This window comes from Terriglobia bacterium (genome assembly GCA_020073185.1).
Classification (GTDB): Bacteria; Acidobacteriota; Terriglobia; order Terriglobales; family Acidobacteriaceae; genus JAIQGF01.
Genome location: JAIQFT010000002.1, coordinates 16,662 through 35,406, shown reverse-complemented (window position 1 = coordinate 35,406; position 18,745 = coordinate 16,662). Strand labels below are relative to the sequence as shown.

15 protein-coding genes are annotated in these 18,745 nt (G+C 62.5%); 4 read left to right on the top strand and 11 right to left on the bottom strand.

Annotation, left to right across the window (positions count from 1 at the left end; genetic code table 11):
* Positions 1-58: 58 nt before the first annotated feature.
* The 7 genes from LAN64_00700 to LAN64_00670 form a co-directional block, all read right to left on the bottom strand.
* Entirely contained in the window at positions 59-940 is an 882-nt protein-coding gene (locus LAN64_00700; GenBank protein MBZ5566346.1) for a hypothetical protein, read from the bottom strand.
* A gap of 120 nt (positions 941-1,060) precedes the next feature.
* Positions 1,061-3,259 carry a S9 family peptidase gene (locus LAN64_00695; protein ID MBZ5566345.1) on the bottom strand — a complete coding sequence of 733 codons (2,199 nt, stop codon included), beginning with the start codon at positions 3,257-3,259 and terminating at the stop codon, positions 1,061-1,063.
* A 95-nt stretch (positions 3,260-3,354) separates the two neighbouring features.
* Positions 3,355-6,714, bottom strand: a complete 3,360-nt coding sequence (locus LAN64_00690) for a CPBP family intramembrane metalloprotease (protein ID MBZ5566344.1) — start codon at positions 6,712-6,714, stop codon at positions 3,355-3,357.
* 191 nt (positions 6,715-6,905) lie between these two features.
* Complete coding sequence (locus LAN64_00685; protein MBZ5566343.1) at positions 6,906-7,529, bottom strand: hypothetical protein; 624 nt, start codon at positions 7,527-7,529, stop codon at positions 6,906-6,908.
* 164 nt (positions 7,530-7,693) lie between these two features.
* Complete coding sequence (gene polX, locus LAN64_00680; protein MBZ5566342.1) at positions 7,694-9,469, bottom strand: DNA polymerase/3'-5' exonuclease PolX; 1,776 nt, start codon at positions 9,467-9,469, stop codon at positions 7,694-7,696.
* A 123-nt stretch (positions 9,470-9,592) separates the two neighbouring features.
* On the bottom strand, positions 9,593-9,796 hold the full coding sequence (locus LAN64_00675; GenBank protein ID MBZ5566341.1) for a cold shock domain-containing protein: 204 nt from the start codon (positions 9,794-9,796) through the stop codon (positions 9,593-9,595).
* A 243-nt stretch (positions 9,797-10,039) separates the two neighbouring features.
* Positions 10,040-10,642, bottom strand: coding sequence for an NUDIX hydrolase (locus LAN64_00670; protein MBZ5566340.1), 603 nt, complete (start codon positions 10,640-10,642; stop codon positions 10,040-10,042).
* A gap of 100 nt (positions 10,643-10,742) precedes the next feature.
* On the opposite strand from LAN64_00670, the gene LAN64_00665 reads away from it, so the two are divergent.
* On the top strand, positions 10,743-11,600 hold the full coding sequence (locus LAN64_00665; GenBank protein MBZ5566339.1) for a DUF2520 domain-containing protein: 858 nt from the start codon (positions 10,743-10,745) through the stop codon (positions 11,598-11,600).
* A 371-nt stretch (positions 11,601-11,971) separates the two neighbouring features.
* Here the strand turns inward: LAN64_00665 and LAN64_00660 are convergent, their stop codons facing one another.
* The 4 genes from LAN64_00660 to LAN64_00645 form a co-directional block, all read right to left on the bottom strand.
* A complete protein-coding gene (locus tag LAN64_00660) occupies positions 11,972-12,700 on the bottom strand; it encodes an energy transducer TonB (GenBank protein MBZ5566338.1) in 729 nt (242 codons plus the stop codon).
* Positions 12,701-12,828: 128 nt separating this feature from the next.
* A complete protein-coding gene (locus tag LAN64_00655; GenBank protein MBZ5566337.1) occupies positions 12,829-14,565 on the bottom strand; it encodes a HAMP domain-containing protein in 1,737 nt (578 codons plus the stop codon).
* Positions 14,562-15,254, bottom strand: coding sequence for a response regulator transcription factor (locus tag LAN64_00650; GenBank protein ID MBZ5566336.1), 693 nt, complete (start codon positions 15,252-15,254; stop codon positions 14,562-14,564). The genes LAN64_00655 and LAN64_00650 overlap by 4 nt, the downstream gene beginning before the upstream one ends.
* Before the next feature lie 54 nt (positions 15,255-15,308).
* Entirely contained in the window at positions 15,309-15,476 is a 168-nt protein-coding gene (locus LAN64_00645) for a hypothetical protein (GenBank protein MBZ5566335.1), read from the bottom strand.
* Between the two features lie 160 nt (positions 15,477-15,636).
* Between LAN64_00645 and pstS the strand changes: the two genes are divergently transcribed.
* From pstS to pstA, 3 genes are all read left to right on the top strand, one after another.
* Entirely contained in the window at positions 15,637-16,641 is a 1,005-nt protein-coding gene (gene pstS, locus LAN64_00640) for a phosphate ABC transporter substrate-binding protein PstS (protein ID MBZ5566334.1), read from the top strand.
* A 218-nt stretch (positions 16,642-16,859) separates the two neighbouring features.
* Positions 16,860-17,873 (top strand): phosphate ABC transporter permease subunit PstC, encoded by a 1,014-nt coding sequence (pstC, locus tag LAN64_00635; protein MBZ5566333.1) that lies wholly within the window; start codon positions 16,860-16,862, stop codon positions 17,871-17,873.
* A complete protein-coding gene (gene pstA / locus LAN64_00630) occupies positions 17,866-18,744 on the top strand; it encodes a phosphate ABC transporter permease PstA (GenBank protein MBZ5566332.1) in 879 nt (292 codons plus the stop codon). Before pstC ends, pstA begins: the two co-directional genes overlap by 8 nt.
* Position 18,745 lies beyond the last annotated feature (1 nt).

Sequence of the window (18,745 nt, the reverse complement as noted above, 5' to 3'; positions counted from 1 at the left end):
TGGAGAAGACTGGAGAGCTGCCGTGAAAGGAGACGTCTTCAGCGGTGCCAAACGCCTTTTACTTATCTCCAACTGGTTGTCCGCGTGCCAGTTTCAAGTTCTCGGGCGACAACTTAGATGTCAGCCACGCATGGGTCTCTGCGTGGTCTTTGAGCTGCTGCAGGTTCACGTTGAAGTTCACAGTTCCTGCCGCGTGGGTAGTAAAGGAGATGCCTTCGGCACTCAGGCGACCCGAGACTTCTGGGTCCTTGCCTAGCTTCAGCTGGATAAACGCCCGGTCGTTCTCCCGCTTATTGATCCATACCTTCGCAACACCTCCGACAACCAGCGATATGTAGCTGTCGTAATACCTAACTGGAACGTCACCATAGAGTCTCTCCACCACGCCCCGATACCACTTCGCGCATTCCAAGGTAGCCGGGTAATTCTTGACCCAGTATGACTCGTCGAATTGGGACTCCTGCGGCGCTTCGGCTTCCTCGGGCTCTTCGTAGGTGTCGATCACCTTGGTGAAGTGCAACGCCTTCGCACCGCCTATGTCCACCACATTGGCCTGAATACCGATGATTGGCACGGACATGCTCAACAATTGCACTACGTTAAAGAAGCGGTTGGTGATCCTCTCGGCGACAAGCACCGCCGTATGGCTGCGCTTCGGCCACTTGCGCTTTTCATTGGCCCAATATTCGATGGTGCGGATGATGTGGATCTCATCGGTCTCTCCTAGCTGCAGCTCGACCTCGTACATGGAATTGTCTTCTGGGTCTTTCAGCAGCAGATCCAGCCTTCCCCCTTGTGATTGGGTGCGCTCCTTGCTGATCGGCTGCAGATCACCCAGATCAAGCATGGATGGATCGTCGTAGATCGTGTCCCGCAGCCAGTACTCATCGTGGCCGCATTCGTTGATCCTCAAAACCTTGGCGGTACTAATGTCCTCCATCGTGTTCTCCTCTGCAGGAGGCTGCTGACTTGTGCGGCTCACATGAACTTCCGGCGACTTAATGTTCTCACATCCGCCGCCTCCAAGTGGAACCATTCGAACCCCGGTCAAAATTTCACCTCACTTCCACGCCTTTTCCTCTCCCGGCTCATACCCCGGAATTTTCTTTCCCTGCAGATAGATGTCGAACCAGTTGACGATGTGCTCCAGGCGCTCAATTCGGTGCCACGGCTGGCCGGAGCGCGACAATTCGTGCGACTCGCCCGGAAAGCGCACCATCACCGTTGGCACCTTGCGGTATTTCAGCGCGCGAAACATCTCCTCGCCGCCAGCTCCCTCCGGCGTGCGCCAGTCGGCATCGCCGAGGATCAGCATCAACGGCGTCTTGACCTCGTTGATGTAGGTGATCGGCGAGCGCTCCGCGTATTCCTGCGGATCCTCGAACGGAGGCTTGTGGAACCAGTTCGGCTGAAAGAACGTGATGTCCGCCGAGTACCACCACGCCGCCCAGCTCGCGATATCGCGCTGCGCCACCGCTGCCGCAAATCGCGTGGTATGGCCCACAGCCCAGTCGGTCAGCAGCCCGCCGCCGCTGCCGCCGGTGACGCCCAGCCGCTTATCGTCGATGTACCCGCGCCGGATCAATTCATCCACCCCCGCCATCAGGTCTTTGAAATCGTCGCCCGGATAGTGGTACTGGATGATGTTGCCAAACTCCTGCCCGTAGGTCGTGCTGCCGCGCGGATTCGGATAGAGCACGACGTAGCCTTTAGCCGCCATCCATTGGAACTCGTGATCAAATACCCAGCCGTACGCCGCATGCGGCCCGCCGTGAATGTTAAGGATCAGCGGATATTTCTTTTTCGCATCAAAATCCGGCGGCTTCTGCACCCATGCCTGGATCTTCTTGCCATCGAAGCTGGTGTAGGTGATTTCCTCCGGCGCGGTGAGGTTCAGTTGCGCAAAGAGCTTCTGGTTAATGTCCGTCAGCCGCTGCAGTGATCCGTTGGGCTGCACCAGGAACAGATCGTTGATCATGGTCGGCGTGCTGACCTCCACCACCGTCATGGCGCCGTCGGGCTTCTCGACGTACGCGTCCACCGACTGATCGCCGCGCGTGACCGGCGAATTCTTGCCGGTAGCCACTTCGAACCGCTCCAGGTTGCCGCGGCCCTCGCGACCGACCAGCACGATCAGCGAATTTCCGTCCGCGCTCCACAGCGGACGCGAGCCACCCGCGGCGCGCGGTGGTTCCTGGTCGCCGAATGCACCCGATCCCACGTCCCAGTCAAAGCTAGCGGTCAAATTGCGCGGCTTGGCGCCGGCGACAAGGTCCACCACCCACAAGTCCTGTTGCGTGTAGGAGCGCACCGGCTGGTTCAGCGAACCGAAAAACGCCATGCGCTTGCCGTCGCGGCTAACCGAAATCGAGGACAGAGCGCCGCCCTCCAGGCGCGTTACTTCCTTGCTCTCGCCACCGCCCGCGGGCACCTCGTATACCGCGTTCTGCGGAAACTCGTAATACGGCTCCAACGACCGGTTGGAGACGAAGTAAATTTTTGACCCGTCCGGCGCCCACGTGATCTCCTGCTCGGAAAAATCGCCGGAGGTAAGCTGCGTGGGCTTGACGGCCTCATCCGGCCTGCCGCCGACCGCAACACTCCAGACGTGGTTGCGATGCGTAAAATCCAGGTATCCGGCGCCATTCAGCCGATAGACGGCGCGGCTGACGACGTGCACGTCGCTCTCGTGCTCCGCCTTGGCGCACTTCGCTTTGTCACTCTCGGATTCTTTGTCCGTGCCGTCCTTGCCGCCCTTGCACGCTTCCTTCGCGAGATCGTCTGCATTGGTTGGGCTGTTGAAGGCGATCGTCTGCCCGTCTGGAGACCACGTCGGCCGCGACGCGCCCTTCGGCAATTTGGTCAGCGGCCACGCTTCGCCGCCGGTGAGAGGAAGGATGTAAATCTGCGGCGGCTGGCGCTTGCCGTCTTTCTCCACGCTGCGCACGAACGCCAGCCGCGTGCCTTCCGGCGACCACTGCGGCGACGCGTCTCGCGTTCCCGAGGTCAGCATGCGCGGCTCGCCTCCGCGCGTCGAGGCCGTCCAGATCGAGGTGTCGTAATCGTCCTTCTTGTCGTTGACCACGATCCGCACGAACGCCACCTGCGTGCCGTCGGGGGAAACCTGCGGATCGGCAATCCAGGTGAACTGGAACAGATCTTTTTCGGTGATCGGACGCTTCTCGGCCGCCGCCGCGGCCAGTGTGAACAGGAAACAAGCGGCCAGCAGGGCGGCGCACCGGCCGCGGACAGGTGTCATGGCGTGCTCCTGACTGTAAATATCGTGATACGATATGACAATGCCCCACAGGGTTCGTGAAGCGGCGGAATGATATCAAACCATGTCCGCGACGATTACGAGCCCGCTGCGCCCGCCGCTCTTACCGTCCCGGTTCGCCATGCCGCGCGCCATGCCAGCAGCGGCCACGCGACCAGCACCACCGCCGCGCCCACCGCCACCCACCCATTCATCCGCAGGAAGGCATTCGGCTGTTTCAGCAGGACCGCGGCCGCGGACAGCAATCCCGACAATCCGCCGATCAGGAAGTACGCCATCGCATTGAAGCGCACGATCCGCTGTACCGCGACCCAGATCACTGCCAGCGTCACCAGCCGAATCACCAGGTGCTGGGCAAAGTCCGCGGGACTGCCCCAATCGCCCGCCAGCGCCAGCGCCGCGCCGAACAGCAGCGCCCACTGCATCCAGCGCTGCCGCAGGTAACACGCGATGAACCCCGCCGCCAAGCCAACCAGCGCCGTCGCGAAGATTCCTGTGCTGAGCGCGTGGCCGATCGCCTGCGCCGCCGGCAGATACGCGTCCAAACCCGACGGTACCGCCGCCTCCAGCGAGCGCATCAGGGTCGGCATGGCCTGCGACGCGAGATACGACAATCGTTCCAGTCCGGCCAGCGCTGCCGTCCCGCTCACGCCGACGAGCAGCGCGTCGCGGTAGTAGTTGGCTGGCTGCCCGCCCCACCCTGGCAGCCTCTGCTCGCCGAAAGCGCGCGCCAGGTAAAACCACGCCAGCCCCAGCAGATACGCCGCCGCCGCGAAGCCGAACAGCACCGCGATGAACAGCGACACGCTCATGATTGTCCGAAAGGTTGCCAGCGGCACCGCCGTCGGGTAATTGGACATCACGCTCGGCAGGCTGTTGAAGGTAGTGATGGCCGAACCCGCCAGCGCCACCAGCGCCCATTTCGCCATGCGCTTCCAGGGAACCGTTTGCTGCCGCAGGTTCTTGAAGAACAACACCACCGCGGCGACGCCCAGTCCGGCGAAAACGACCACCGTCCACACCGTGCGCAGCACGCGCGGCAGCGTCCGCTTCTGCTGATCGCGCTCCCATTGTTCCGGGATTTTGACGAACACGCGGTAGCCGGAAACTTCGTCTCCCAACACGTGCAACTCGGCGCGCACGTGCGCCGCGTCCGTTCCCGAGCCCGCCGCAGCCTGCTTTTCCTCCCAGACGAATTGATGATCGGTGCGCGCCGGCCGCGCGTCGGCGCTGGAGTCCACCAACTTCCACTGGTTCAGGTCGAGCTTTTTCTCCTCGCGCAGATACTCTTCGGCGAGCGCCTGCGCCTCCTCGCGCGAGAGCTTCGCCCCCGGCGCGTTCTCTTCGATAGTGTGGTGCACGGAATGAAAGGCGCCGTCCGGCCGCAGCACGGCTGCGTACTCTTCTTTCTCGCCGTCGCGGAAGTAGCGCACGCGCCACAGCGCCAGCGGCACTTTGTCCTGGAAAACGCGGTTGGCGCCCGCAATGCCGATCTTCCTGCGCAGGAATTCATTCACGTAAGCATCGGAGTGGTTCGCCAGCGTGGTGACGCGGTGATAGCGTTCCGGCTTAACTCCGCGCGCGCGCAGTACGCTGTCGGCGCGCTCCGCTGCCTGCTGCGCGTTAATTTGGAAGCGCAGGAATTCGCCGATCTGTTGCGGCCTGATCATGACCACCAGCAACAGTCCCAAGACGCCACAGCTCAGCACGAACTTGATGTTCGAGGCGCTCAGCGCTTCCACCGGCGCTGTCTGACGTTCCACCGGCATGGCCTCGGGCACGGACTTCTCCGTCAGCACCTCCGCGCGGTTCAGGAGCGCTTCGTCGGGCTCGAATCGTCGTCGCGCCAGGTAGAATCCGCCCGAGATCAACAGTGGAATCAGCGCGCCCGCTGCTACCAAGGCGCCCGACGTGCGGAAGTACAAATTGCCCGAGCGCAGCAGGAACAGGCTGATCAGCGCCGCGTCCACCGTGTAGTGCCACACCAGGGTTGCGAGGATGCCGTAGCGCAGCATCACCACGCCCGCCACGATTCCTATCAACCCCACTTCGATTCCGCGGACGTAGCCGGGCTGCTGCGGATACGTCGAGTGCAGAAACCCCCAAAAAAACGCCGGCAGCACAACCGCCAACACGCGCGAGTTGGTCAGGCGCATCAGGAAGGGAATGGCGAACAGCCGGAAGAGGAATTCCTCGCTCGTCGCCGCGTAGGCGCCGATGGTCAGCGGAAACAGCCACGGAAACTTGGTGCTCAGCACATCGGTGTAGGGAACGTCCTGCGGCGCCCACACCCCGACTTTGCTTCCCAACAGATAAAAGAGCACCACGAACCCGATGTGTCCCGCGGCCATGCCCAGGCCGATCACGCAGGAGCGGAAAAACTCTTTGCTGCGGATTCCCGGCAGCGTCCACGCCACGTTCAGCCGCAACTGCTCCGGCTGCGACCAGCGATACAGCGGCTCACCGGCGGCTACCGTCAATGCCACCATCAGTCCGAGCGCCAAGCTTCCCACGAGCGCCAGTGCCAGGTGCTGCACCACGAACGACGGGTACGACGAATTGGTGTCGTAGGCGGCACGTGTCACCGGCCAGTTGTTCGCCGTCATGGCGAAGAACAGGATGGCGAGCACGAATCCCAGCTTCAGCGCGCCGCTCCAGCGGACGATGCCGCGGCGGCCAAGACCGAACAGTACCCACAGCATCGCGCCGTTGAGGAGCAAGTAGGGAATCAGCGCGATGGTGCCGTAAAAAGCGTTGCTGGAGCGCAGTCTCTGGTAGCTGCGCTGCCAGGCCTCCGGCACTTTCAGGAATTCGCTGGAGGCGCCGGGCTTGTCGCCCTGCACGCTGACGCGTAACCGGTAAGACGCGCCGTCTTCACGCTGCGGCGCTTTGAACCCGCGCCGTTCCCAGGTAAAGCTCCAGTCGCGGCGGTTGGGACGGTCGTTGGAGTTCGCCTCCGCCGGCAGAAAATCATAGGAGGCGAAGTCCGCGTATTGTGCGCCGGCAAATTTTTCCGCGATGGCCTGCGCCGCGTCGTGCTCCAGCTTTGCCCCGGCCCGCGCTTCCTCGATGGTGTGCGAGAACCCGGCCACTCGTCCCGCTGGGCTTACGCTGACGCTAAACTCCTCCTGCTGCTGTGGCCGGAAAAAGCGCACCTCCCAGGCCCAGACAAGCACCGGTCCGGCCATGAGCTTGTTCGCCTGCTCCAGGCCGAGCTCGCGCTCCAGGTAAGTCTTCGCGTTCTCGTCGACGTGGAACACGATACTCGATTCGTAGCCATCCACCATCATGCCGTTTTCGGCCAGGAACTTGCGCGCCGTCTCCAGCGCCTCACCCTTGGAGACCTTGAGGTTGAGCGCGGCTTCCGGAAATGCGGCGTGGTAGTAGCGGACCGCGACAACGGCGCCCACCACGCCGATCACGATCCATGCGAGCAAGGTTCTGAGGTCTCTTCCTGTCAGGCGCGACACTAGGCTCTCCGTGAAAACAGGCCGGCTGTGCGGGCATCCTAAGCTGCCGTTTGCTGAGAGTCAAACTTCCCAAATCGCTTGGGGCAATCGGCGGAATCCTGAAGCCGTCGTACAATCCCGGAACAGTTTACTGGCCACCGATCACTTTTCACCGCACACTAGTTCGTCATCACCACGGGTTTTTGTTCGTATGGCTGAATGGTTACCGTCAACGCCTTGCGCTTTTCGAACTGGTCCTTGGTCACGGGAAAGCTGAAGACGATTGTCCCCTTCTGCGCGCCGCCGGGCGCGATTTTGGCCTCCGGCAACAGCGCCGCCAGCGTGTTCTGCTTCAGGTCAGGGAACGCCTGGTAGTAGCGCTCGGCATCAACGGCGGGTGCGGCCTCGTCGGAAAAATCGCCCTTGTCGGTCTTCAATTGCGCCGTGATGTCGTGGATCCAGAGCGGCTTCTGGCCGGAGTTGTTCAAGGTGACGTTGACCGCGACCAGCACGCTGTCGCCCTGGATTTGGACGACGTTCATGTTGTCGATGGTCGCTTTGCCTTGCGGCTTGGCCCTTGTGATCCACGACAGGAACGCGACCACCACGGCAACGATGGCCAGCGCGATGACCACAGGCTGCCAGGGCGGAAGAGTCCATTTCGCCTTGTCGAACTCTTCTCCCATGGGGACATGGGCGCGATCGTAGTTGTCGGCGTCATGATTGACGACCTGCGGTTTTGCCGGCGTCGTGCTTGGCTTAGGGTCCGGTGTCGGATTGAGTTTTACGTTGTCTTCCGGCATACGGCAGATTCCTCACGTGTGAAGCGCTGAAAACAAGTGGTCAGTGGCCAGTGCCCGGGAACGAAAGCCCGCACATGAACGCGACGCTTCGCGGACGAAAGGCCCTCGTTTCCACGGTAACGCGCGCATTGGTGATTATCAGATACCTGCTCTCTGACTGGCCGCTAGCCACTGGCCACTGGCCACTGTTTCTTCATCGCTTGGGCGAATTTTTCCGCCGGTAAAGTGTTGAGCACGTCGTCTTTTGTCAGCCACGCGCGGCGCGCCTGCAACACGCCATACTTGATTTTCTCCAGGTGCGATGTGTGGTGCGAGTCGGTGTTGATGACGATCTTCACGCCGCGTTCTTTGGCCATGCGCAGATGGCGATCGCACAAATCGAGGCGGTCCGGATAGGCGTTCAACTCCATCGCTACCTTGTTGCGCGCGGCGGCGGCGAGCACGGCCTCCATATCGAACTGGTAGGCGTCGCGGCGCAGCAGGATGCGCCCTGTGGGATGGCCGATGACCGAGACGTTCTGGTTCTCGATCGCCTTCAGCAAGCGCCCGGTCATCTGCTGCGGCTCCTGGTTAAAGGCGGAATGCACGCTGGCGATGACGATGTCCATATCCTCCAGCACCGAATCGGAAAGGTCGAGCGAGCCGTCGGCGAGAATGTCCACTTCGATTCCAGCGAAAATGCGGATGCCCTCCAGCTTTTCTCCGGCCTTGCGGATCCTCGTGATGTGGGCGACAGCGCGCTTATCGTCGAGGCCATTGGCCATGGCCAGGTTCTTGGAATGGTCGGTGATCGCCATGTACCGGTAACCGCGGGCGCGCGCCGCTTCGGCCATCTCCTCGATGGTGCACTTGCCATCGGTTTCGACCGTGTGCATGTGGACGTCGCCCTGGAGGTCGCGCCGCTCGATCAGCTTGGGCAGGCGACGCTCGATGGCCGCCTCGATTTCACCACCGTTCTCGCGCAGCTCAGGCGGCGGGCAGTCCATGCCGAGCTTGGCGTAGATTTCCTCCTCCGTCTTGCCGGCGACGCGCTTGTCGGTGTCGAGCTTCGCCAGCCCGTATTCGTTGAGCGTGAAGCCGAGCTTGAGCGCGCGCTGGCGCAAGGCGACGTTGTGCGACTTGGAGCCGGTGAAATACTGCAAGGCGGCGCCGAAGGACTCCGGCGGAAGCAGGCGAACGTCCACCTGCATGCCGCTGCGCAGCTTGAAACTGACCTTGTTTTCGCCACGCGCGATGACGTCGAGAATGCCGGGGAAGCTCACGATCTGCTCGATGACGTGGTTGCGCTGCTGCTCGTGCGCACAACACTTGCCGGTTACGAGGATATCGAGGTCGCCGACGGTTTCGCGGCCGCGGCGCAGCGAGCCCGCGGGCGTAATCTTCTCCACGCCGGGCAAATGCGCGAGATGATCGCCGAGCTTGTGCGCGACGGCGTCGGCGTCGTCCAGGCAGAAGCGGCCGGAGATGCGGCGATAATCCTCAATGGCCTTGAGGATTTTCTGCTCTTGCTTCTCGCCCATGCGCGGCAGCTCGCGCAGCTTGCCGGCGCGCGCCAGCTTCTCGACACCGTCCACATCGTTGACCTGGTGCGCGCTCCACAGCAGCGCGATGGTCTTGGGGCCAAGGCCCTGGATTTTGAGCAGCTCGAGCATCGAGGGATGGTATTTCTCCAGGAGCTGCGCGTGCAGTCCGACACGCCCGGTTTCATAGAGCTCTTGCAGGTGCGCGCTCATGCCTTTGCCGATGCCGGGAATTTCCAGCAACTTCCTGGGTTCGGGAATCAGGGCCCAGATGGGCTGGTCGAGCGCTTCGATGGCCTCCGCGGCGCGGCGGTAGGAGCGGACGCGAAAGGGGTCGTCGCCGTTGATCTCCATCAGGCTGGCAGTTTCGTAAAAGATGGAGGCGATAGCCTGGTTGTCGAGCGGGCGCGGTTCGGGCATACGCCAGAGGATTTTATGCCTGCGAACAGGCTGTCGGCTATCGGCGGTTGGCAGTTGGGGAAGGCCATACAACAAAGCCCAGCCTCAGGGGCTGGGCTAGCGAAGTGATTGAATTTGGTGTTGCTAGGCGGACAACTTGGTGACGTTGCCGGCCTGAGGCCCCTTTTGGCCTTGCACGATCTCGAATTCCACGTCATCTCCTTCCTGCAGGCTTTTGTAGCCTTCCGAGGTGATGGCGCTGTAGTGGACAAAGACGTCCGGACCATCGTCGCGGCCGATGAAGCCGAACCCCTTGGCGTTATTGAACCACTTTACTTTGCCTTTAATACGAGCCACCTTTCTCTTCCTCCGTACGGGTACCGCCGCCGCGCCCCCCCCACGCGCGGTTAGAAGTCCATCAAGACCACGGCCAATTGCGACGGAGCGCTTGCGGGCGCCACATCGTGGTTGGGCAGAAGGGGATCTTACGAATATTGGATGTCATTTTCCTGCCGTTGGGATGTGTTGTCAAGAGAGTATACAGGCACGGTGGCCGGCGACGGGTGTGGGCGGCACGCCAGGCGCAGCGTCTTAAAGAGACGCGGCCGAGGAGGACTTTTGAGCGGCTCTTCGGCCAAGTTGGAGTTTTTCGGCGAGCCACAACACGCCGCAGATGGTCTTGCCGTCGCGGAGATTGCCGCTCATCACCATGCGGACAAGCTGGGAGAGCGGAAACATGCGCTTCTGGATGACCTCGTCTTCCTCGGGTTGGGCTTGGCCACGCTTCAGGCCGGATGCGAGATAGACGGCCATGGTTTCGTCGAGGAATCCGGGGCTGGCGTAGAAGTAGAACGCGCGCTGCCAGTGAGTGGCGGCGTAGCCGGTTTCCTCCACCAGCTCGCGTTTGGCACCGGCCAGTTCGGATTCTCCAGGATCGATGCGCCCGGCGGGGAGCTCCCAGAGATAATCGCCGGCAGGATGGCGGTACTGACGAGCAAGCAGGACGCGAGGCTCGGAACGGCTGTTGTCCACCGCCATAATGACGATGGAGCCGGTGTGGCGCACGACGTCGCGGCGCACGGTGATGCCGCCGGGCTCCTGGACACGGTCGGTGGCCACGTAAAACACCGGTCCGCGATAGACGACACGGGAAGAGAGGAGCTTGGCCTGCTTGGGCTTGCGGGAGCGGGACATGCTGTCAATATACGCGAGCGAAAGGGATTGGCGATCGTGATTGGTGAATTGTGATTGGCTGGCGAGGGCAGATTGACAACTGCTATGCTTCCGCCACTTCATGCGCAAGCCAACCATCGCGATTATCGGGCCGGGGAATTTGGGGAGCGCCATGGCGCGCGCGCTGCACGCGGCGGGATACCGCGTGGAGGAGATCGTGCATCGCGGGGGCGCAACGGCGAAACGCGCAGAGACGCTGGCGCGCGGTCTGGGGACACGCGCGGTCGAGTTGGAAGAGGCGAAATTCTCCGCCGACATGGTTTGGATCTGCGTCAGCGATGGCGCGATTGCCGCGTGCGCAGGCGAGTTGGCGAAAAAAGGGAAGTGGGCGGGTAAGATCGCGCTGCACTGCAGCGGCGCGCTGAGCAGCTGGGAGTTGAAGAGGCTGAAGGAGCGCGGAGCTGCCGTCGGCTCGATTCATCCGATGATGACATTTGTGCGCAAGGTGCGGTCGGAGCTGCGCGGCGTGACCTTCGCCATTGAGGGTGATCGGCAGGCGGTGCGGGTGGCTCGGCGGGTGGCGCAGGACCTCGGAGGACGCGTGGTGGTAATTGAGGCGCAGCGAAAGCCGATGTACCACGCGTTCGGGGCGTTCACGTCGCCGCTGATCGTGGCGACGGTGGCGGCGGCGGAGCGGGTAGCACGGCGGGCGGGATTGAGCGAAGCGTCGGCGCGGGCAGCGATGGGGCCGATCCTGCAGCAGACCGTGCGCAACTATTTGCAGCGCGGCAAGGCGGGCGCATTCAGCGGACCGCTGGTGCGCGGGGACGTGGAGACGGTGCGGCGGCATTTGGAAGTGCTGCGGGCGGTGCCGGAGGCGCGCGAGGTGTATGTGGCGCTGGCGCGGAGTGCGTTGAAGACGCTGCCGGTGAAGAGAAAGAAAGAGATACGGGAATTGTTGAAGCCGGCTTGTCGATAGATCAAAAGGTGTCGTCCCTGCGACGGGGCTGATGTGGCAAAAATTGGGCCCCGTGGAGGTCGTGTTCCCCACTACGGGGCGATCCATCCACACGGCACTCGCGAGCACCCCTTTGCGCCGCAGCGGCGCGGCACGCGGGCGTCGGGCGGACAGAACCAGCACGCGGGTTGGGCGCGCTGGCAAAGACCGTGCTCCAAGCCAGCTTAGAACCAGCGCTGCTAAAGTCAACAAAACGGGCACGTCAGAAAGCGCCAAGGCGTAAACGGTCGGTTCCAGTTTGGGGCTGGTCCAGAAGCCATATGCGATTGGCGATTGGTGAATGAACACGCCTGATGGCGTGAGGGTGGCGATGGTCCGGGCGGCGATCGAGATCAGCCGCCGCCGAGAGTGAAATTGACCGTGATTTGAGTATCCACTTCGACCGGCTCTCCGTTCAGCAGGTAGGGGCGGTAGCGCCATTGCCGCACCGCCTCAACCGCGGCTCGCACCAGCAGAGGATGACCACTCACAACGTGTAGATTTTCAATCGTCCCGGCGCGGCTGATCACGGCACTCAGCACGACCGCACCTTGCACGTGGGCGATGATCGCCGGCATCGGATACACCGGGCGGACTTGGTGCAGGAGGAAACCCTGCAGCACACCGCAGGAGACCGCGACGCGGCGCGTCGGAACCGGCGGCGGCGGCGCGGCTGGCCTGGGCGGGACGGCAAACAGCGCCATAATCTGCGTTCCAGCTTCGCGAGAACCGGTTCCGCCCGGAATTACCAATCCGTTGTCAGGCACGGGTTCAGGGGCGCCCTGATCGTGAACCTCGGCAACCCCTTGGCGAATCCGGATCGGTTCGCGCACCGTGTCGCCGACCAGTTCCGAGTCCGAGTTACGCGTGGCGCGGCGCTCGGTCGACGCTGCCCGCGGCACCTTGCCGGGCGGAGGGCCGATCAGCCGACCGAGATCGATTATCGCGGGCAACGCTTGCGTATAAAACAGCGGAAGCAACACCAGCGCGGCTACGACCGCAGTCTGCGCGGCAAAGGAGAGGAACGTGGTCCAGCCGCGGCGCGTGCGGGCACAGGACTCCAGGAGAGATTCAGTAAACACGGCGGCGTCCGATCTCCCCATCGTGCGGCGGCGAGAGATGGGGACCTCGCCGCGCACTCGCTGTCACTGCATTGGACACCGGGAGACGCGAGATTGCTCCAAGCGCTTTCGACGCACGTCATGTGAGGTTATTGCACTGCGGGAACGGCGGCTCGTGGCAGGACAAACGAGAACCTCGAGCCGCGGTTGAGCTCGCTGGTGACGCGGACGACGCCATCGTGAGCTCGAACGATGTGCTTGGCGATGGCGAGGCCAAGGCCGGTACCGCCGGATTCGCGGGAGCGCGCCTTGTCCACGCGGTAAAAGCGCTCGAAAAGGCGCGGCAGGTGTTCGGAGGCGATGCCGGGACCGTAGTCGCGCACGTAGAACTCGACGCCGGCATCGTCATCGCGCGCGCCCACCTCGATGCGCGCGCCCGAGGCGGCGTACTTGATGGCGTTGTCAATCAGGTTGGTGAACACCTGATGGATGGCGTCCTTGTCGGCCTGCACCATCGGCGTGGCGGAATTTTCGACCTGGATTGCGATGCCGCCGGCCTTGGCGGTTTCGAAGAATGTTTCCACCGCGTCGTCGAGGAGGGTGGCGGGCGAAGTGGGGCGCAAGTTGAAGGCGCGCTCGCCGGATTCGACCCGCGCCAGCACCAACAGGTCTTCGGTGAGCCGCGCCATGCGGGCGGCATTCTTGCGGATCACTTCGAGGAAGTCGCGCTTGGTGGCGGGATCGGCGTTGTCGGATGCTTCCAGGTCAAGTAGCGTCTCGGCGAAACCTTGAATGGAGGTGAGCGGCGTGCGCAGCTCGTGCGAGACGTTGGCGATGAAGTCACGCCGGGTTTTCTCCACGCGCTCGATGCTGGTCATGTCGTGAAGCACGGCGACGGCGCCGCCGCCGGGCAAGGGAGCGGCGGTCACGCTGAAGGTGCGGCCAGGAACGAGCGCGGCAGCGCGCGTGGTTCGCACTCCCTTTGTCTCCAGCGCGCCTTCGATGGCGGCGAGGACGTCGGGGTCGCGGACGGCGCCGACCAGAGGTGCGCCGATGGAGATACGCGCGATGGCGTTCATCGGGCCGTTCGACCACTGGATGCGGCGGTCGCGCGAGATGGCGAGCACCGCCTCCTGCATGCTGTTGAGCAGCGCTTCGAGTTGCTTGCGTCCGGTCTCGACGGCGGCGAAGCTCTGTTCCAACTGGCGCGCGGTGCGGTCGAGGGCGGAGGCGACATGCGCGATCTCGTCGGCGGAGGACTCCTCGATGCGCGCGCTCAGGTCGCCGGCGGCGATGCGCTCGGCGAAGGCGACGATGCGCTGCAATCGCCGCGAAATCAGGCGCGCGACCACGGCGGAGATGATGGTGGCGAGGATGAGCGCAGCCAGCGACGCCCAGATCAGGTAGAGGGTCACGCGCCGAGTCATCTGCCGGATGGAGGAAAGCGGATACGCGAGGCGCACGGCCCCGCCCGATATCGGAGCGGCGACATAAAGAAACGGAATGCCGACGGTATGACTGGTGCGGGTGGCCGAGCCGACGCTGCCGCGCAGCGCGGCGATGAACTCCGGCCGGGTGGCGTGGTTTTCCATCTCGGCGGGATTGGCGCCGGTGTCGGCCAGGACACCTCCGTCGGTTGCGATGATGGTGGCGCGGGCGTCGGCAGCGTGGGAGACGTCGTCGGCGATGGCTTGCAGGCTGCGACGGTCGCGGTCCTGTTGTACCGCCTGCGCGAACATCGCGGCTTTCTGCTCCAGCGCAGTGCGGATTTCGTTGTAAAGCGATTCTTCCCATGCTCTGCGGACAGGGAAGTCAAGGGTGAGGGTGGCGACCGCAATCACCAGCACGAAGGCGCCGAGCAGCTTGAAGAAGATGCGGTTGGTCATCGCGGCGCCTCGAAGCGGTAGCCAGTGCCGCGAACCGTCTTCAGATAACGCGGATCTTCGGGATTGCTTTCGATCTTCTCGCGCAGGCGGCGCACGTAGACATCCACCGAGCGCGGGGTGACGAAGGCGGTGTCGCGCCAAACGGCGTCCAGCAACTGGTCGCGGGTGAAGACCCGGCCGACATGGCGGGCGAAGTAGTCGAGCAGGCGGAACTCGGTGGCGGTCGTGGCGACGTTGTTGCCGCGGACCGTGAGCGTCATGGCGCCGGTGTCAATGCGCAGGTCGCCGAGTTCGCGGACCGAGGCCAGCAGCGGCGGTTCGAAGCGGCGCAGCACGGCCTTGACGCGCGCCACCAGTTCGCGCGGGCTGAAGGGCTTGGTGATGTAGTCGTCGGCGCCGAGTTCGAAGCCGAGCACGCGGTCGGATTCGGCGGCTTTGGCAGTGAGGAAAATGATGGGCGTGGCAGCCAGCGTTTCCGATTGGCGAATCTGCTCGCAGAGTGCCAGACCGCTGCCGCCCGGCACCATGATGTCGAGGAGAAAAAGCGCCGGGTGTTGCTTGACAGCGTCGGCCAGGACGCTGGCGAGCGAAGTAAAGGAACGCACCAAGTAGCCCGCAGCTTCGAGATGATGGCGCACCAGGCGGGTGATGTCCGCGTCGTCCTCAACCAAAAAGATTTGTTGTTTCACCTTAGCAATAGTTTAGCCGGAAGGGTACTTTCGACCCTAATGTGGAGTCACCATCTATGCCGCTGGGCGAGACGCGCGCCCGGCCGGCGAGTCAGCTTCTTCGTCCGCGAGCCGTTTCACCATCTCGAGGGCAAAACTGTGATTCGGGGACGCGCGACCGGTCAGCAGCATGACGATGACGGCGATGGCAATCAGCGTCGCGAAAATGACGGCGATACTCATCCGAATTCCCCACCCCGAGCTTAGCGCCCCATTGTTAAAGGACGATTACAACCCCAGGAAATCGCGGGCGGAAATCCCGTTCATGGGAAATTCATCCCTCTGTAACGCCGTTGTAACAATTCGCCGTTAGAAGGAGAAGCATAGGAGGAATCGAATTGTGATGCGAAAAATGCTGGTTTGCGCGGTCCTGTTCCTGACAATCTTTACGGCCGCGAGCTGGGCACAAACAAATCTGAACGCCGCGGGCGCGACCTTCCCGTATCCCATCTATTCCAAGTGGTTCAACGAGTTCGCTAAATCGAATGGCGTGCAGATCAACTACCAGTCCATCGGCAGCGGCGGCGGCATCCAACAGTTACACTCCGGCACGGTGGATTTTGGCGCCAGCGACATGCCGCTGAATGACCAACAGCTCAAGGACCTGGGCAAGTCGATCATTCAGTTTCCGACCGTGCTCGGCAGCGTGGTGCCGGCGTACAACGTGCCTGGGGTCTCAGGGGAGATCAAATTCACTCCCGAGGCGCTGGCCGGAATCTACCTGGGAAAGATCACCAAGTGGAATGACAAGGCGCTGACCAGTGTGAATCCGGGAATGAAACTGCCCGATCAGGACATCGTGGTGGTCCACCGCTCTGACGGCAGCGGAACGACGTTTGTTTGGACCGACTATCTCTGCAAGGTCAGCCCGGAGTGGAAATCGAAAGTTGGGTCCAACACCTCGGTGAAGTGGCCGGTGGGACTCGGGGGGAAGGGCAACGAAGGGGTGGCGGGAGTCATCTCGCAGCAGCCGGGCGCACTCGGGTACGTGGAACTGATTTACGCGCTCCAGAACAAGATTCCGTTTGGTCCGGTCAAGAATGCATCGGGGACTTTCGTGAAAGCCAGCCTGGATACGACCACGAAGGCAGCCGCGGGCACGAAAGTACCCCCGGATTTCCGCGTATCCATCACCAATGCTTCCGGCAAGGACGCGTATCCAGTATCCAGCTTTACGTATCTGCTGGTGCCGACGCAGTGGCAGGACCAAGGCAAGAAAGCTGCCATGGTGAAGTTCCTCACCTGGATGCTCGATCACGGTGAGCCGATGGTGACCGCGCTCGATTACGCCCCCCTGCCCAAGCAGGTGGCGGAAATGGAACGGGCAAAGATCAAGGAGATCCGCTAGCGGCAGCGGCGGTATGTCCTGACAAAAGGCGACGGTCAGCTATCCGCCGCCTTTTGTTTTCACCAGAGTGAGGTGTTTCCGCCTGTTCCGCCCTGCGCTTTCAGCCCATCACAATCGGAAACGCCGGCCTGCCCTCTCATTTCGCGGGAAGTTAACAATCCTGTAACAAATCTCTGTTAGCGTTGGTTTGTCAATTGAACACGCGAAATAGACCGGAGTTGCACTTGGCTGACCCACAGCCGAAACGGCCTGACTTTGAGGTAGTAGTACAGGCGGGGAAGCCGCTACAGCCGTCGCCCAACTTCCGCACCAGCATTGTCCCCGACAAGATTTTCAAGTACTTGACGGTGGCAGCAGCGCTGTCGGTGGTCGCAGTAGTGCTGCTCATCGTTTTCGAACTGGTCTGGCACTCCCGGCTAGCGATCTCGAAGTTCGGATTCGGTTTCTTCGCGGGCAGCAACTGGGACCCGGTGAGCGGCGAGTTTGGAGCGTTTCCGTTCATCTATGGCACCTTGGTTTCCTCGCTGATTGCGTTGATCATCGCCGTGCCGCTGGGAATCGGGGTGGCGATCTTTATCAATGAAATGTGCCCGCGCCGGCTGCGCGCGCTTTTGTCGTTCACCGTGGAGCTGCTGGCCGCGATTCCGAGCGTGATCTACGGTCTGTGGGGAATTTTCGTTCTGGTGCCTTACCTGCGCGTACACATTGACCCGCCCCTTAAGGAGTACCTCGGGTGGACGGGCCTGTTCACCGGCCCGATCTACGGAATTGGAATGCTGGCGGCGGGAGTGATCCTTTCCATCATGGTGGTGCCGTTCATTTCCTCCATTACGCGCGAGGTAATGCTGACGGTGCCACAGAACCAGCGGGAAGGCGTGCTGGCGCTGGGCGCGACGCAGTGGGAGATGATTCGCATCGGCATCCTGCGCAACGCGCGGGTGGGGATCATCGGCGGAATCATTCTCGGACTCGGGCGGGCATTGGGCGAGACCATGGCGGTGACAATGGTCATCGGGAACCGCCCGGAAATCGCGAAATCGCTGTTTGCGCCCGGCTACACCATGGCCAGTATGATCGCCAACGAATTCACCGAGGCCACTGGCCGTCTTTATCTCAGCGCGATTATTGAGATCGGGCTGGCGCTGTTTCTGCTGACGCTGGTGGTAAACGCCTTGGCCCGGCTACTGGTGTGGATGACGACGCGGGGCTCGCCTTCGAGGGTGTATGGCTGAGGAGCTGCAATCCGGGATGGCGGTCCGGTTGAGCTTGCGCCGGCGGCTTGTGGATCGCGCCGTGATGGCCGCCACCGGCATGGCCGCCTTGCTGGTGCTGGTGCCGCTGTTCCTGATTCTCGGATTCCTGGGTGCCAAGGGAATCGGTGCGTTGAACTGGGCGTTTCTGACCCACACGCCGGCGCCGGTAGGGGAACTGGGCGGCGGAATGGCGAATGCCATCGTGGGCACGTTTATGATCCTCGGCATCGCCAGCCTGATCGGAGTGCCGTGGGGGATCGCCGGGGGAATTTACCTCTCCGAATACGGCCGCAATGCGTTCGGCAACGTCATCCGCTTCACCGCCGACGTACTCAACGGCGTGCCCTCGATTGTTACCGGGATTGCGGTCTATGGGCTGGTGGTGGTCACACAAAAGCATTTTTCCGCGCTGGCCGGCGGCATCGCCCTGGGCATCATGATGATCCCGATCATCGTGCGGGCGACGGAGGAGATGCTGCTCATGGTGCCGCAGACGATCCGCGAGGCGGCGCTCGGCCTGGGCATTCCGCAGTGGCGGACCACCTTGTCCGTAACCTTGCGCACCGCGACCTCGGGAGTGATTACCGGTATTATGCTGGCCTTTGCGCGGGTGGCCGGTGAAACGGCGCCGCTGCTGTTCACCGCATTTGGAAACCAGTTTTGGAATCTCAAACTCAACCAGCCGACCGCCGCCTTGTCCCTGCAGGTCTACACCTACGCGATCTCGCCGTACGACGACTGGCACCGGATGGCGTGGGCGGGGGCGCTGGTGTTGATCGTGATGATCATCGGGACGATTTCGGTGGTGCGCATTATCGCCAGCCGCGGCCTGTTGAAGGGAGCATCCTAAC

Bases quoted from the DNA above. Each gene is read 5' to 3' on its own strand.
- LAN64_00700 (MBZ5566346.1), bottom strand. From the start codon at position 940: ATGGAGGACATTAGTACCGCCAAGGTTTTGAGGATCAACGAATGCGGC.
- LAN64_00695 (MBZ5566345.1), bottom strand. From the start codon at position 3,259: ATGACACCTGTCCGCGGCCGGTGCGCCGCCCTGCTGGCCGCTTGTTTC.
- LAN64_00685 (MBZ5566343.1), bottom strand. From the start codon at position 7,529: ATGCCGGAAGACAACGTAAAACTCAATCCGACACCGGACCCTAAGCCA.
- polX (MBZ5566342.1), bottom strand. From the start codon at position 9,469: ATGCCCGAACCGCGCCCGCTCGACAACCAGGCTATCGCCTCCATCTTT.
- LAN64_00670 (MBZ5566340.1), bottom strand. From the start codon at position 10,642: ATGTCCCGCTCCCGCAAGCCCAAGCAGGCCAAGCTCCTCTCTTCCCGT.
- LAN64_00665 (MBZ5566339.1), top strand. From the start codon at position 10,743: ATGCGCAAGCCAACCATCGCGATTATCGGGCCGGGGAATTTGGGGAGC.
- LAN64_00655 (MBZ5566337.1), bottom strand. From the start codon at position 14,565: ATGACCAACCGCATCTTCTTCAAGCTGCTCGGCGCCTTCGTGCTGGTG.
- LAN64_00645 (MBZ5566335.1), bottom strand. From the start codon at position 15,476: ATGAGTATCGCCGTCATTTTCGCGACGCTGATTGCCATCGCCGTCATC.
- pstS (MBZ5566334.1), top strand. From the start codon at position 15,637: ATGCGAAAAATGCTGGTTTGCGCGGTCCTGTTCCTGACAATCTTTACG.
- pstA (MBZ5566332.1), top strand. From the start codon at position 17,866: ATGGCTGAGGAGCTGCAATCCGGGATGGCGGTCCGGTTGAGCTTGCGC.